Source organism: Jiulongibacter sp. NS-SX5, from assembly GCF_052828545.1.
This window is the reverse complement of sequence record NZ_CM128248.1, coordinates 1,742,497-1,756,541: the sequence shown is the minus strand read 5'-3', so window position 1 is coordinate 1,756,541 and position 14,045 is coordinate 1,742,497. Positions and strand designations below refer to the sequence as shown.

General features: G+C 39.8%; 14 protein-coding genes. 6 read left to right on the top strand and 8 right to left on the bottom strand.

The annotated features are described in order from the left end of the window. The first annotated feature begins 35 nt into the window (after nt 1-35). Together ACUXV0_RS07880 and ACUXV0_RS07875 are read left to right on the top strand one after the other, a co-directional pair. Nucleotides 36-665 (top strand): DUF4230 domain-containing protein, encoded by a 630-nt coding sequence (locus tag ACUXV0_RS07880; protein WP_446192535.1) that lies wholly within the window; start codon nt 36-38, stop codon nt 663-665. A 36-nt stretch (nt 666-701) separates the two neighbouring features. After that, nucleotides 702-1,442, top strand: a complete 741-nt coding sequence (locus ACUXV0_RS07875; protein WP_446192534.1) for a methyltransferase family protein — start codon at nt 702-704, stop codon at nt 1,440-1,442. Here the strand turns inward: ACUXV0_RS07875 and ACUXV0_RS07870 are convergent. The 5 genes from ACUXV0_RS07870 to ACUXV0_RS07850 form a co-directional block, all read right to left on the bottom strand. Further along, nucleotides 1,422-3,338 (bottom strand): sensor histidine kinase, encoded by a 1,917-nt coding sequence (locus ACUXV0_RS07870; protein ID WP_446192533.1) that lies wholly within the window; start codon nt 3,336-3,338, stop codon nt 1,422-1,424. The genes ACUXV0_RS07875 and ACUXV0_RS07870 overlap by 21 nt on opposite strands. A 94-nt stretch (nt 3,339-3,432) precedes the next feature. Continuing rightward, nucleotides 3,433-4,182 carry a LytR/AlgR family response regulator transcription factor gene (locus tag ACUXV0_RS07865; RefSeq protein ID WP_446192532.1) on the bottom strand — a complete coding sequence of 250 codons (750 nt, stop codon included), beginning with the start codon at nt 4,180-4,182 and terminating at the stop codon, nt 3,433-3,435. 18 nt (nt 4,183-4,200) lie between these two features. Further along, a complete protein-coding gene (locus tag ACUXV0_RS07860; RefSeq protein ID WP_446192531.1) occupies nt 4,201-5,181 on the bottom strand; it encodes a polysaccharide deacetylase family protein in 981 nt (326 codons plus the stop codon). A 67-nt stretch (nt 5,182-5,248) separates the two neighbouring features. After that, a complete protein-coding gene (locus tag ACUXV0_RS07855; RefSeq protein WP_446192530.1) occupies nt 5,249-5,692 on the bottom strand; it encodes a hypothetical protein in 444 nt (147 codons plus the stop codon). A 100-nt stretch (nt 5,693-5,792) separates the two neighbouring features. Then, nucleotides 5,793-6,764: a glycosyl hydrolase family 18 protein gene (locus ACUXV0_RS07850; RefSeq protein ID WP_446192529.1), complete on the bottom strand. Its 972-nt coding sequence runs from the start codon at nt 6,762-6,764 to the stop codon at nt 5,793-5,795. Nucleotides 6,765-6,920: 156 nt separating this feature from the next. On the opposite strand from ACUXV0_RS07850, the gene ACUXV0_RS07845 reads away from it, so the two are divergent. Beyond that, on the top strand, nt 6,921-7,847 hold the full coding sequence (locus tag ACUXV0_RS07845) for a histone deacetylase family protein (RefSeq protein WP_446192528.1): 927 nt from the start codon (nt 6,921-6,923) through the stop codon (nt 7,845-7,847). A 19-nt stretch (nt 7,848-7,866) separates the two neighbouring features. On the opposite strand, the gene ACUXV0_RS07840 is transcribed toward ACUXV0_RS07845, so the two are convergent. Beyond that, complete coding sequence (locus ACUXV0_RS07840) at nt 7,867-9,360, bottom strand: sulfatase family protein (protein ID WP_446192527.1); 1,494 nt, start codon at nt 9,358-9,360, stop codon at nt 7,867-7,869. Between the two features lie 171 nt (nt 9,361-9,531). Here ACUXV0_RS07840 and ACUXV0_RS07835 point away from each other — a divergent pair, with 171 nt between their 5' ends. Continuing rightward, nucleotides 9,532-10,041, top strand: coding sequence for a hypothetical protein (locus tag ACUXV0_RS07835; RefSeq protein ID WP_446192526.1), 510 nt, complete (start codon nt 9,532-9,534; stop codon nt 10,039-10,041). Here the strand turns inward: ACUXV0_RS07835 and argS are convergent, their stop codons facing one another. Beyond that, nucleotides 10,042-11,817: an arginine--tRNA ligase gene (argS, locus tag ACUXV0_RS07830; RefSeq protein WP_446192525.1), complete on the bottom strand. Its 1,776-nt coding sequence runs from the start codon at nt 11,815-11,817 to the stop codon at nt 10,042-10,044. A gap of 272 nt (nt 11,818-12,089) precedes the next feature. Between argS and ACUXV0_RS07825 the strand changes: the two genes are divergently transcribed. Both ACUXV0_RS07825 and ACUXV0_RS07820 read left to right on the top strand, forming a co-directional pair. Further along, a complete protein-coding gene (locus ACUXV0_RS07825) occupies nt 12,090-12,974 on the top strand; it encodes a YicC/YloC family endoribonuclease (protein WP_446192524.1) in 885 nt (294 codons plus the stop codon). A gap of 31 nt (nt 12,975-13,005) precedes the next feature. Further along, nucleotides 13,006-13,596: a DUF4126 domain-containing protein gene (locus tag ACUXV0_RS07820; protein ID WP_446192523.1), complete on the top strand. Its 591-nt coding sequence runs from the start codon at nt 13,006-13,008 to the stop codon at nt 13,594-13,596. Here ACUXV0_RS07820 and ACUXV0_RS07815 read toward each other — a convergent pair. Further along, nucleotides 13,593-13,955, bottom strand: coding sequence for a DUF2116 family Zn-ribbon domain-containing protein (locus ACUXV0_RS07815; RefSeq protein ID WP_446192522.1), 363 nt, complete (start codon nt 13,953-13,955; stop codon nt 13,593-13,595). The genes ACUXV0_RS07820 and ACUXV0_RS07815 overlap by 4 nt on opposite strands. Between the last annotated feature and the right edge of the window lie 90 nt (nt 13,956-14,045).

Genomic DNA, 14,045 nt, shown 5'->3' with positions numbered 1-14,045 from the left:
GCATTTAGAGAGCAAAGTTTATTATCTAACAACTCATGGAATCTATCTTATTTATTTTGGCGATAGCCATAGGAGCCATTGCTACCTGGCAAATTTTCAGCTGGAGGTACGGTGTGCGAAAGCGAAAGCACAAGGAGATGCTGCAGGTAGAGTCTAATGTATTGCTGGAGCGTATAGAGAAGGTGTTTAAAGTTGTTTTAGCTGAAGGATATTTTACCGAAATCTATGATCATAACAGCAAGAAGAATTTCTGGGGGCTTTTTGAGTCAAATAAAAAGGCTTTAATTGTAGCCAAGGCGAAGGTGGCGATGGGCTTTGATTTCTCTAAACTCCAATGGCGGGTAGACGGCGAAAAGAAAAAAGTTGTTATTGAGTATTTCCCCGAAGCCGAAGTACTATCCATAGACCCCGAATATAAGTTCTATGATATTGATCAGGGGCTCTTTCATAAATTCAGGAATGAAGATTATACCTTGATTATCAATGAAGCTCGTGAACTTATGCTTCAAAAAGCCATGGAGAGCGACCTTTCTGAAAGTGCGAACAAACAATTGAAGGTGATGATGCAGCAGCTAGCAGCCTCTATGGACTGGGAAATGCAGATCGATCAAGTTAAACCAAAAAGAAAGAGTCTTTCAGAAACGGTGAAAGGTTTATTGGATTAGAAAAACTACCTTTGTGCCCCAAATTTAACATGGTTTATGGCCTTAAAAGAAGAGTTCGAGAGTCAGGGTAATTTTCTATTCAGATATCGTAGCTATTTTCCAATCATTTTTTTGCTGGTAGCTCTTGCTGTTTTTGTCAATGAGGTTCTGAAGGAGAACCAAACACTGTTTTCTCAAAACTACTGGTTCTTCTCTTTAGGCGTGGGCCTTTTCGGTCTTCTTATCAGAGTTTTTACAGTTGGCTTTACGCCTAAAAACACCTCAGGGAGAAATACTGCTGAAGGTCAGGTGGCCGATGAATTGAATGAAACTGGTATTTACTCTATAGTACGTCATCCTTTGTACGTAGGCAATTATTTCATGTGGCTTGGAGTGGCCATGCTGACAGCAAACCTCTGGTTTATAGTGGCGTTCACTTTAACCTATTGGGTTTACTATGAAAGAATCATGTATGCTGAAGAGGCGTTTCTGAGAGGTAAGTTTGGTGAGAAATATACTGACTGGGCACTGGGTAGACCAGCCTTTGTACCTAAACTCACAGGCCTGAAAAAGCCGAAATATCCTTTTAGCTTAAAAAAGGTATTGAAGAAAGAGAAGAATGGTATCGCGGCCCTATTTGGCCTATTCTGGCTGTTTGATATGGTCAAAGTGTATACCTTTACTTGTGAAATTGCATTGCAAAAGAACTTTTGGTTTTATGCTTTCATAGGTGGTATGGTCTTCTATTTGATTTTCAAAGTCTTGAAAAGAACTTCTTTACTCGAAGACGGTCGCTGAGATATAGTCGAAACAGACTATTGTACCTTCCCTGTTACCCATATTTGGGTAATGGAATTTGATCTGAGACTTACTCTTTTGATTGAAAAGTCTTAGTCTTTTCATGGTGATCTCAGACCCTAGGGATATGCGGCTGCTATTACTCTCAGCTCTTATTTCTTCAGATCTTTTACGACCAATTCCGTTATCATAAATGGTGATTTGAAGATGTTTTGGCTGCATCAATTTAACGCGTACCTCAATTTTTTTGAACTCATTAGATGAGGGTTGAAGTCCATGCCATATGGCATTTTCGGCCATAGGCTGAAGAAGCATAGGAGGGAACACGATTTCGCTACTATTCAGTCGGTCATCTATATCAATACTAAAGTCAATAGGGCTATCTAAACGATCAGATTCTGATTTGACGTACAGTTCCAGCGTGGCGAGCTCCTCTTTAAGACTGATGGTTTGTTGCTGGGTTTGCTGAAGAATTGTTCTAACCAGTTTTGAAAACCTTGAAAGGTAATCAATAGCCTTATCGTTTTGGTTTTTCATCACCAGATTTCTGATGCTATTGAGGCTATTGAAAACGAAATGCGGGTTCATTTGACTGCGGAGAGCCAGCATTTCCGTTTCCATGATCATGCGTTCAGATTCGGCAATTCTCTTTTGATCATCCTGCAGTTTTCTGATCATTGCTAGAGCAAAAACTACGATCTCTAAAATTACCGCGAGGGGTAAGGTGAAGATATGATCTAATACCCCCGGCCAGTCTCTGAGATTTAAAATATCCTTGATCCAGGCAACACTGGCTAAACAAACCAATAAAGTATTGCCGATAATGATGAACTTCAATAAATGATTTCTTCTGCTGATTTTAGTCAGGTGAAATAAGAACCAGATGTAGAATATGATTATGGGTATCCTGGCATAAATCTTTACCGCATCATAAAGAGCATTATTATTATAAACGAGCTCGATGAAGTAGAAAATTACTCCAAATGCTAATCCTCCAAAGCTGACAAATCTAATAAATGGGAGTGCCTTGTTTTTGCTATTTCTAAGACCTAAAAGTTCCAGGGCAAATCCAAAATAACCAGTAAGACCTAGCCAAAAGAATATTTCAGAACCGTACTTTTTAAAGTAAGGGAAGTTCTGAAAAAACTGCCCGACGTAAGTATATCCACGGCTCTGCAGAAGTGAATACATGAAAGCTGAAAATACATACAGGAAATAGTATCTGAAAAGGTAGTTGCCCTTATTCTGAATAACAAGGAAAATACAAATAAGGGTCATTAGCAATAAAGCTCCCTGATAAAGATTTCTTATCTGTAACTCGTTAATATTATGAGCGTAGTAAGTCTGAAGATAGTAGTCTTTACGATCTTTAGAGCCAAAATAGAACGATGTGCCTACGGTATTTTTTGGGAAAATGGTCAGTCCTGTTTTTTGACCATCCATCGGTAGCATGTTTAGATATATTTCTGCCGTCTTACCATAGGGAAGATAGTAGCTTGAGAAGTCAGAGAATTCTATACCTTTCAGAGCTTTTCCAGGTACAAGTTTACCTGTAGATTTTATTTGGAAGGTATCGGTAAGAAAGTATGCTGTGGCTTTGTCTTGATTTGGGAAGGCAACAAAAAACTCTGGGTTACCCTCTTTGAGATTCTTCAAAGTAAATCTCACCCATAGGGCTTTTCCGGCTACACTTTCAATTTCTCTATGATATGTCTGCCAATCTTCTTTTTTTCTTACACTGTCTAAATTGACAAAAGGGTCAGTCCATAAATACTCTGCCTTATCTCCAATCACTTCAGAATTGGGATTTGCCGTAACCACAAGCGTATCACTTTCATAAGCCAGGGAGACAAACGAGCTGAGTAAAAATAGGGTTATGAAAAAAATCCTCTTCACTGAATAAACATACAATTTCAAAATGAGCGTGGATGAATTAATGTATTGTCGGCTCGCTTTACTGTATATACTGCAGGGTTTATTGCCTGTATGGTCAGAGAAGGCGTTCCAGTAATTCATCTTTTTTACCTCTTGAAATGGAGATTTGTTTTCCGTCTTTCATTTCAAGGTAACCTCCATCTGCCTTTACGTAGCTTTCTACATAAATGCGGTTTACCAGATATGAATTATGTGTTCTAATGAATTCTTTGGAGTCTAAAAGCTCTTCTATGTACCTGAGGTTTTTATTGACCTGGTACTGCTCTCCCGATATCAATTTTAAGGTAGCGTAATTGCCGCTTGCCTCACACCACATAAGCTGTTCTGTAGAGATGAAGATCAAACCATTGGAAGTAGGGAAAGAGACTTTTTTTAGTTCGCCGGCACCCGATTTAATATAGTTTACAAGCTTCTGGTAAAGTTCATTTCTATTTTTGGCGTTTGTTCTTGATAAGACCTTTTTAACGGCTAATTGTATCTCGTCTGCCTGAACAGGCTTAAGAATATAATCGAGTGCTGAAAACTTTATGGCCTGTATGGCGTATTGGTCAAAGGCCGTAACAAATATGACATCAAACGGAGCGTCAGGTATTTTTTCCAGAATATCAAAACCAGTCATTTTGGGCATTTGAATATCCATAAATACTAAATCTACATTGTGATTTAACAGGTATTCCGTCGCCTCTAGTGGTTTGGTAAAAACCGATACAATTTCAAGGTCTGGCAAGTCTCTTTTGATGAAATACTCCAGGGTTTCATTGCAGTGATTTTCATCATCTATGAGTACTACTTTTAGTTTAGGCATAGGTTGTACTAATGATCCTTACTTTATCTGATCACGTCTATTCTTAAGCTCTCGCCAGGTGGTTAGAATGATATTTTCTTGCTCAAGGTACGCTTTAAATTTGGGGTCAGTCATGGCAAGCATGTCTCCCTCTCTGGTTTTTCCAGAATCTGTGATTTCTTTAAAGACCTCAGTAGGCCAGGTACAGTGCATGATGACCATGGTTATTCCCGGTTCCAGATCATCAATAGTCTTCATGTATTGTTCCGTTTTATAGACTTGGAGGTCATTTTTAGTCAATCGATCTTCTCCTTTCCAATCATAAGAAACATTATGGAGATCATCTAAAACAGGAAGACCAGCATTCCAAAGTTTTTGCCCAATGGCGGTGGTCATTTTGATATCCAGAGCACTATTTGCTGTAGTTTTCATAATCATAGAGTTATGTCCGCCAGGAAACATTACGGGTATTCCTTCTTCCATACCAACTTTGATATACCTTTCTAAGTAATCAGGTCTGGCAAATAGAGTGCCCATGTGGCTATCAAGGTGGGTTGGCTCCCAACCCATGGTTCTTGATCTATCGAGCTGGGCTCTTATTTCAGATTCTATTTCATCTGGAGATGCATTGCCGGCCGTTTTTGCCACAGAAGGCCAAAGGGCTCCTTCGTTATCCACTAATCCGGGTACCTCTGGTTTGCCTGCTAAAGGACCCCATCGGTATTGAGACCACTCAGATGTTAGGGTAAGATGAAGGCCGGCATCGGTCTCAGGGTTGGCTTTTAAATAAGGTAGAAACCCCGAAATCCACGGACAGGGCATCATCATGCTTAGGCTATTGGCCACTCCATTTTCTATGGCTTCTATAGCCCCTTTATTAGAGTCAAAGCTCATACCTACATCATCTATATGCAGAATCAGTACTTTGGAGCCTTTCGGGAAGCCAAGCTTTTCAGCATATGTTTGAGCTTGAAGTTGTACTGCAAAAAGGCATAAAAAAAGGAAGAGAACTCTTTTCATTAGGGTTTGAGTTTTGTCAAACCAAAAATAGAGAATTCTCTTCCTGTAACAAACAAGCCTGAAAGGCTTATGCTTTCACAAAAGTGATGGTCAAAGTACTGGTAATATCATCCGGATCTACGGTTACTACTGTAGCCGTGTTGCCGCTGAAAGTAATATTGCCCGGTAAGGTGCTACCATCTATGTCTACTGAAATTGTAGTGTCAGTCAAAGTATAAGTACCACCTGTTCCTGATAAAAGAGCCAAGGTCTCACCATCTTCATCCACACATCCTTCAGGTACTGAGGTCGTATAGTTTCCGTTATCAAATGTGTAAGTGATTTCTGCGGCACATGGGAAAAAGGCCACGTACAATGCCCAGAAATTAGTCTCCTGTCCATCGGCATCTGTAAGAACTACACCTTGAATTTTCCATGTTCCTTCTATGGGAGAAGAAGGCGTAGGATCGTCAGATTCTTTACAACTTGCAAAGGCAAAAAGGAGGGCTAGAATGGCTAATTTGGCTTTCATGAGTTTTCTTAATTTTAATTTATGCTGCTCAAACATATCGAAATATCTATTCTATAACTCTGCACAACTCAAATAATTACATCAGTTTCTGATTTTAAGGTTACTTACCTTTTGCAAATTCCTCCGTTACAACTTCATTGATCGCCTTAAAAAGTGAGGTGTCATCTGTAGTATCGCAGCTCATTTCCCAAACCATGACACCTCCAAGTTTTTTGTCGATGGCCAGCTCTACTTTCTTTTTGATCGTGAAAATACCGTTATAGTAATGTCCGTTCCAGTAGTCATCATATTTACTGGCACCTTCGGCTAGTAATTTTTTATAGGTAAAACCGAAATTTCCGTGACCTTTCTTGGCATAAAACGGAAGCCCTAAAACACACTTCTCTGTTGGAAGACCGCGTTCGTTGAGCCAAAAATCTATACATTCTACAGCCATAGAATATGGTGAATGATGTTTAAGTTCTTCCGGCCCATAGTCTCCATCATAGACCATAATATTCAGCCAGTCCATATAAGGGTAGACCTCTTTTTTGATGCCATAGGCTTGGTTTCCTTTAGAAACTACAGCTGCCGTTAATTCTTTACCTCCAGCGGCATGTAGCTGGGTATGAAGGTCTTTGCAAAGAGCGACATAGTCTTCAGCTGATCTGTGGTTTGGATCTGGGTATTCCCAGTCTAGGTCTACGCCATCCAGATTATATTTTTTGACAAAGTCCATGGTGCTTTTAATGAAAGTTGATCTTCCTTTAGCCGTTTCGGCCATTTTGTGAAATCTGGTGTCATTGCCACCACCATCGCCAATGCCCCAGCCACCGATGGAGATGAAGACTTTAACATTATTGGTATGAGCAGTTTTGACCAATTGCTTTAGATAAGTGTCATCTTTCAAAGGAATCAGGGTATCTCCTGTTTTTGCCGGAATGGCAAAGGAGTAATTAATATGGGTCAAATACCCGAAAGGTATTTCTTCCATAGGAGTTGAAGGTACGCAGTAAGCTATTTGCTTAAATGTTTGCTGTGCTGTAGCACTCAAACTGATTAGGGTAATAAGGGTTAGTATTAACTTTTTCATTTTTAATAATTCGTTGAAGAACCTCAAAATTAGTTAAGCAGAAGAGCTTTTGTCGGGCAATGTGAAAGAAGTAGCCATTCGGTATAATTTTGTCGCTGATTGATGAAATTCTTACGCTTCTATCAAACTTTCTTCGCTTTTCTTCATGTTTACTGATTGAAATTTGAAACTCATTTGCCCATTATCAAGATAGCTTTTGATCCCGTTTATTGCCTACCATTACCGGATGGGCATCGTTTCCCGATGGAGAAATATGAGCTAATTCCAGAGCAGCTATTGTACGAGGGGTCATTTGAAAAAGAGAACATTTTCTCTCCCCAATTGCTCGATTGGCAAGATGCCGCATTGGTTCATAGTGAGGAATATATTGAAGCTCTTCAAAATCAAAGTTTATCTGCTAGAGAGGCTCGTAAAATTGGTTTACCCATGTCACCTGAGTTGGTTAGAAGAGAACTAATGATTACTCGAGGGACTTTGGACTGTTGTCACTATGCTTTGCAAAACGGTGTTTCAATGAACGTAGCAGGTGGCACACATCATGGTTATGCTGATAGAGGTGAAGGTTTTTGCGTCTTAAATGATTTTGCGGTGGCTGCAGGAGTATTGCTAAAGAATAAGGTAGTTAATCAAGTCTTGGTGGTGGACTTAGACGTGCATCAAGGGAACGGTACAGCTAAAATTTTCGAAAGTGAGCCCCAGGTTTTTACTTTTAGTATGCATGGCAAAGACAATTACCCCATGCATAAAGAGAAGTCGAATTTAGATATTCCTCTAGAAAGTGGTATCAGGGATGAGGAGTATTTGAAAATACTAAAAACTCACTTACCGCGATTGATCAAGGAAGTGAGACCTGATATCATGTTTTTTGTTTCAGGAGTAGACGTTCTGGAGACTGATAAGCTCGGAAAGTTGAGTCTAAGCATTGAGGGTTGTAAAGAACGCGATCGTATCGTTTTCCAACAGGCCAAAAGCAATGATACTCCTATTGTGGCAGCAATGGGTGGAGGTTACTCTAAAGCCCTGAGAGTCATAGTGGAGGCTCATTGTAATACTTTCAGGCTGGCGAAGGAATATTACGAGTAAGCCGTTCCTTGCTGCTAAACTATAATTTAGATTCGTGAATAAACTTGATTCGTTGCAATTGAGCATTAAGGCTGCTTACGATTTCTTGTTTTTGAGAATAGAGATTATTTGCTTCCTCAGGATCATTTTTCATGTGATAAAGCTGCCCAAAGGAATACCCTTTTTGCTGAGCATCTTCTTCTGAGAGTGACCAACCGCCAGACCCATAGGCTTCTACATATTTATATGGTCCCTTCCTTAAAGCATAATGTCCTTTGATGGAGTGATGAACTAAATAGTCTCTACCGTTTTGTTTTTGTCCTAAAAGAATAGGAAGGAATGATTGACTATCAAGGTGCTTTTCAATTGTATCTGCAGATAGGAGGTTTTGAAAAGTAGCCAGGAAATCCACAGTACTAATCAGGGCATCTGATCTACTACCATTTTCTATTTTGCCAGGCAATGAAACTATAAAAGGCACCCGATGGCCACCGTCCCAGGCATCAGATTTACGTCCTACTCTCTGATAGTTAGCTTCATGATTATATTCTTCTTTCTCGAAATCCTCCCAATTAGCTCCGTTATCACTCGTAAAAATGACCATTGTATTTTCTTCAATTTCCAGTTCCGTAAGCTTTTTGAGAACCTTGCCTACCTGAGCGTCTACCATTGTAACAAAATCTCCATACATGCTTGCACCTGATTTACCACTGAACTCTTCTGAGGGTAGCCAAGGTGAGTGTGGTGCAGTTAAAGGCATATAGATGAAAAAAGGTTTGTCAGCTTTTTCTTCCATGAAATTTAGAGTTTCGGCTGTGATAGCCTCCAGAACCTCCTCATGTTTAAAGTCGGCACCGGTGTCACCATTTCTGTACCAGGCTCCTTTGCCTGCAGAGTTTTTCCAGAAAGGTTTATTCTCATAGTCTAAAGTTGTTAATTGCTTATTTCTAATATAGAAATACGGGGCAATATCCAGTGAACTAGGAATGATATAACTATAGTCAAAGCCAAGGTCATTTGGACTCGATGAGAGGCCCGCAGCATAATTGACATTACTGGTGTTTAACTTATCCCAAGGACTACCAGTTACCAGTTTTTTGGAAGGATCCTTTGCTTGCCAGCCTAATCCTAAATGCCACTTACCAATACAGGCTGTGGCATAATCTGCTTCTTTAAAAATACGGGCCACAGTCAGTTGGTCTGGTTCTATAAGTGGAGGATCAAAACCCACCAGTACTCCTGATTTCATTCGGGTACGAAAAGCATATTCACCTGTTAAGATACTATATCGGGTAGGTGAGCACACTGCAGAATTGCTATGAGCATCAGTAAAAGCCATTCCGTTATGAACTAGTTTGTCGATGTTCGGCGTATTGATTTTTGAATTAGGGTTAAGGGCGGAAACGTCACCATAACCCATATCGTCTGCCAAAATTAAAATCACATTTGGCTTATTTTGAGCCTGAGTTATAAAGGCCGTAAAAAATAGAAATACCAGGAAAAGGGCTCTTGCGTTATCGAGTAGCTTTAACATCAATAGGGTTTTAAGATGTAGTCAATTTACAGAGTTTTGATTGCTGAAAGGTTATGGAATTCCGTTGGTCGATAAATTAGAGAATTTAAGATATAAAACTTGAAACTTTAGCTGTCTGGATTTTAGTTTTGGCACTTTACTTGATTTAGAATCCGCACACCACAAAACCTTATGCATAGAATTACCCTTTTCTTGTTTTTTGCTTTTTTGTATTCATGTAACATCACCGAACCCGTATCTACAGCTGACCTAACAGGGACCTGGACGCTTGAAACTGTTCATTTTGTGATTGACGGAAATCACTATGAAGTAGAAGAATATAAACTTATTCAGACCTCTGAGATAAACAAAAGTTGGGAGCTACGTCCTGATCAGGTTTTGATAGAGAGAATATCAAAAGTTGACAAGTCTCACAACTATGTTTTTGACGAGCACACGCGTACGTTAACCCTGACGGGTCAAAAGCTCTACCCTGAAGTTTTTGAGGTTGAATTAAATTCAGAAAATCTTATTGTCAGATCGCCACAGCTAAAAGATGCCAGTTTGCCTTATTCAGAAAATACCTGGCAAAAAGACCTCATTCTAGATGCCGCATTCTATCTGGAAGGACAAATCAGCTATGAAGAAGTAGTGAACGCCAATAAGATTCAGCGAATTAATACTTTCCAGAAGAAAGGCTGATTACATTCTTTCAGGTACGTCAATACCGAGCAGTTTCATGCCTTTTTTCAAGGTTAAAGCTACCAGGCTAATCAAGGCAAGTCTGAATTTGACAAGTTCTTTATTCTCTTCATTCAGTACGCTTAATTCAGCATAGAAAGAGTTGAAGTTTTTGGCCAAATCATAGCAATAATTAGCAATCACTGAAGGAGCATAATCATTAGCGGCCCGTTGGATATAATTCGGGTATTCAGCCAATAAATTGACAAGTGTGGTCTCTATTTCAGCCATTGAGACATCACCTATCTCAGTCGGAATTTCTATGCCTTCACTCTCCGCTTTTCTAAGTATAGATTTGATACGAGCATGAGTGTATTGGATGAATGGACCAGTATTTCCTTGAAAATCAATAGACTCTGCCGGATTAAAGAGCATCCTCTTTTTAGGTTCTACTTTGAGTAAGAAATACTTCAGTGCACCCAAAGCTAAAGTTCTGAAGAGCTCATTTTTTTCATCCTCATTGAAGGCATCAATTTTACCACGCTCTTGCGTAGTTTCACGGGCTGTTTGAATCATTTCTGAAACCAGATCATCTGCATCTACAACTGTACCTTCTCTGGATTTCATTTTACCGCTTGGCAGGTCCACCATCCCATAGCTGAGGTGATAGCAACCATCGGCGTAAGTTTTTCCTAATTTTTTGAGAATGGCAAATAGCACTTGAAAGTGATAATCTTGCTCATTGCCGACTACCCAAACAGATTTGTTGGTTTTGAAATCCTGAAATTTCAGTTCGGTGGTTCCGATATCCTGAGTGATATACACCGATGTACCATCGCCGCGTAAGACTAATTTTTCATCCAAACCCTCTTCAGAGAGGTCTATCCACACAGAATTATCCCCTTTTCTGAAGAAAACGCCTTTCTCCAGTCCTTCATCTACAATGTCTTTACCCAGTACGTAGGTGTCAGATTCATAGTAAGTTTTATCGAAGTTGATACCGATTTTTTGGTACGTGTCGTTAAAGCCATCATACACCCAGCCATTCATTTTTTTCCAAAGTTCTACTACCTCGCTATCTCCGTTTTCCCATTTCTGTAGCATTTCCTGAGTCTCCAGCATGAGTGGAGCATTCTTTTTGGCATCATCTTCAGATTTACCCTGGGCCATCAACTCTTTGATTTCAGCTTTGTAGGCTACATCAAACTCTACGTAATATTTACCAGCCAGATGATCACCTTTGATACCTGAAGTTTCGGGTGTTTCGCCATTGCCAAATTTCTGATAAGCGATCATAGATTTACAAATATGAATCCCACGGTCATTCACCAGGCAAGCCTTGGTTACATCATACCCATTCGCTTTCAGGATTTCAGAAACACTGTGGCCCAGAAAATTATTTCTCAGGTGACCCAGATGGAGTGGCTTATTGGTGTTTGGCGAAGAAAACTCTACCAGTACAGACTGACCATTTGAATCAAAATCTGAACTGTCTTTTTTGCTTAGCAATGAATTGAATAGTTCATTCCAGGTATTCTCCTGTAATGAAATGTTCAAGAAACCTTGTACAACATTAAAGGAAGAAACCACATCAGAGTTAGATTGAAGATATTCACCTATGGCATTGGCGATATCCATAGGCTTTTTCCGAAGTTTTTTCACCAACGGAAATACCACAAAGGTGTACGTACCCTCAAAGTCCTTTCGAGTAGGCTGGAGAGATACCTCCATGTCTTCCTCAAAGAGCCGAATTAAGGCACTTTTTATATCCGCGGCTAACTGCTTTTCAATATCCATTTTCTAGTGTTTCTTAAACGAGGCTGCAAAATTAGGGATTTTAACCCGTTTTATGCACTGCCGATGAAAAGTGAAGAATGAATTGACGAAATAAGGAGGTTGTTGACTAGTTTGAATCATCGATTAAAAACATTTAGTTTGGGGTACTCCATTTCTGAGGCAGATTTTCTTAAGGAGAAATTGGGCGTATAAAAGGGATTATTCGGCTTAATGGCTAATTTTGGGAAGTCCTTTCAAATGTCTGAACAGGAACCAACTTCAAATACTTCAATATGATTCAATCCATGACCGGTTTCGGTTCTGCTAGCTTTGAGAACGAGAAAGTGGCAATTACGGCAGATGTAAAAACACTTAATTCAAAGTTTACAGATGTTTTCTGCAGAATGCCAAAAACATACTCTGATAAGGAAGTAGAGCTTCGCAATTTATTGTCTTCTGAGCTTGGTCGTGGTAAAATTGAACTTTCATTAAATGTGGTGCCAAGAGGAGAAGGCGGAGCGGGAACAGTGGTCAACAGAGCCTTGGTGAAAGCCTACTATAAAGACCTGAAAGAAACCGCAAATGAGCTAGGTTTTGAAGGAACTGATACTGACATTTTAAGAATGGCGACCATGATGCCGAATGCCTTCAATGCAGACGTGCTGACCGAGGAAGATGCCAAGGAAGATTGGAACAACATCCTGAATACGGTGAAAGCTGCCATTGTGAAATGTCAGGAGTTTAGATCCCAGGAAGGCGAGGCCACAAAGATTAAGTTTGAGGAGTACATTCAGAATATTGACGGTCTACTGCAGAAAGTGGCAGAACAGGACCCGAATAGAATTCCTGTTATACGTGAAAGACTTCAAAAGGCGATTTCTGAATGGGAGCAAAACGAGAACTTCAATAAGGATCGTTTTGAGCAGGAATTGATTTACTACGTAGAGAAATATGATATCTCAGAGGAAAAAGTAAGACTTGCTAATCACCTGAAATACTTTATCCAGGAACTTCAAAAAGGAGGAAATGGTAAGCGACTCAATTTTATCTCACAGGAGATAGGTCGCGAAATCAATACCATTGGCTCCAAGGCCAATGACGCCATAATTCAAAAGCTGGTAGTTCAAATGAAAGACGAGCTGGAGAAGATTAAGGAACAGACGCTGAACATAGTGTAGATCTGGAAAAACTGTTAGAAATAACTGAATCATGGAAGAATCACTTCAACAAATAGCCCCATACATTCCGGCATTGCTACTGGGTGTGGCTTTAAGTGCGGCTTCTGGTTTTCGGGTTTTTGTGCCACTTTTGGTTGGAAACCTTGCTGCTAAGTTTGGACTCTTCAGTCTGGCAGAAAATATGACCTGGCTAGGAGAAACTCCGGCTACGATAGTGCTGGCTATAGCTGTGGTTTTTGAGCTGGCAGCGTACTATATTCCTGTTGTCGACAATCTTTTGGACACCATTGCAGGACCTGCTGCAGTTTTGGCAGGTACACTTTTGACCACTTCTTTTCTACATATTGAAGATCCCGTTTTACAATGGGGATTGGGCCTTGTGGCAGGCGGTGGGGTAGCAGGTACCATTCAGGCCGGCACTTCATTATTAAGACTGGGAAGCACGAAGTTTACGGCTGGTTTAGGGAATAATATCCTGACGTCTATTGAAAACTTTATGTCTGTGGTAATCTCCCTTTTTGCGGTCTGGATTCCTGTTTTAATAGGCTTTATTGCTTTGTATTTCGTGATTTGGGTTTGGCGAAAGCTTTATCAAAGAAGGCAAGCTAAAAATTCAGTTTAATCCTCTTCGCTTCGATTATCCTTTACCAATAGAAAGAAGTCATTATCCAGCTCCAGATAGCCGTAGTCATAGACAAAGAAATATTCCGAGCCTTTTTTGGTGACCCTTCTGCTGGTTATCAATTCAAAATTGAATCCATGTTTGAGTAGTGTACTCCTGGTAGTTTTAGATTTGTCATTCTTGCATAGCTTTTGAAGAATCTGATAGTTCTTCTTTAGGGCATAGTTGGTGTTTTTAATCAGGTTAGTCGAACTGGCCTTTTGTTTATTATTATAGTTATTTCTACAGGGGTCAGAACAAAACTTTTTATCGGCTCTACCAAAGATTGGGTTTCCGCATTCAGGACATTTTCTTTCCATGTGAATTTTAAGGGGTTTAGTCAAAAGTAATTTATAAACTTTTGAAAATCAACTTATAAAATGACAACACTTGCCCCGTGAATGAGCCTT